Origin of the sequence: Leuconostoc sp. UCMA20149 (genome assembly GCF_030400235.1) — a bacterium.
GTDB lineage: Bacteria > Bacillota > Bacilli > Lactobacillales > Lactobacillaceae > Leuconostoc > Leuconostoc pseudomesenteroides.
In genome coordinates this window covers 1-969 of record NZ_VJYC01000041.1, presented here as the reverse complement: position 1 = coordinate 969, position 969 = coordinate 1, and the positions used below count along the sequence as shown (strand labels likewise).

The window sequence follows — 969 nt, the reverse complement described above, 5'->3', positions numbered from 1 at the left end:
CTGAAAAGAGACGTGAAGCACGTTCACAAGTTTTGAAGTCTAGTGCTAAACCAGCTACACCAAAATCAGTATCAGAAAATGACGATAAATTGCAACATCGCAATTTTGATGAAGCGGTTCATCATCAAGAAGAAATCACACAAGATGAGGAAAAAGAATTAGATAAGGAGTTGTGATGCAAAAACAATTAGTGTCTCATTTCAAACGTAAAATTTTGCTTTTCTTAGCGCCTTATTTGGCTTTTTTCTTTGTGCTGTTACTTATCGTAATGGCACTTTTTTATCAGGATAATAACAACGATTGTCAAACTAATAGTGATACAAATGTGAGTGTTACAACCAGTGCTGATAAAGAAGCGGTTGCGAAATCAATTCATGATAATCTCAAAAAAATATCAGGTGTGACTGAAGCTGGTATTGCTGGTTATTTAGGTAATACTGAAAATGAAAGTGGTTTTAATGCCAGCATCGTTCAATCAAATGCGACATTCAATGAAAGTACCGCTATGAATGCTAGTATCAGTGGTTACGCTTTGGGTCTTAATCAATGGGACAATTCAAGACGTGTTGAGTTGCTAAACTATGCGAAATCTCAAAATAAAAAATGGTCTGATGCTGGCTTGCAGTTAGATTTTGCGCTTAATCATGACGGCACAAATTCCGATTTGTTAAAGCAAGGTTTGAAAATGACCAATGTTGATGATGCCACTGAATTTTTAAGAGCCAAATGGGAACGTGGCGGCGCAGGCACTACTTCAATAAGACAAGCCTATGCTCGTGCTTGGTATGCTAAATTTTCCAATGGGTCATCAGATACAGCCGTTGATACGGCAACTAATGGGACAGAAACGACACAAAATACCGATAACACAACCAATAATTCAAATGGTTGCGCTACTAATGTTGCGCAAGGTATGGGAACGAGTGGTGCGCCAGTTAAAGAAATTCCTAGTGCTTATAAAAGCAAAAT

The 969-nt window shown here is 37.8% G+C and carries 1 protein-coding gene; it reads left to right on the top strand.

Annotated elements, in window-relative coordinates; genetic code table 11:
• Positions 1-175 precede the first annotated feature (175 nt).
• Positions 176-969, top strand: a 794-nt coding sequence (locus FF105_RS11535; RefSeq protein WP_290046931.1) for a phage tail tip lysozyme, incomplete at its 3' end; no start/stop codon positions are given.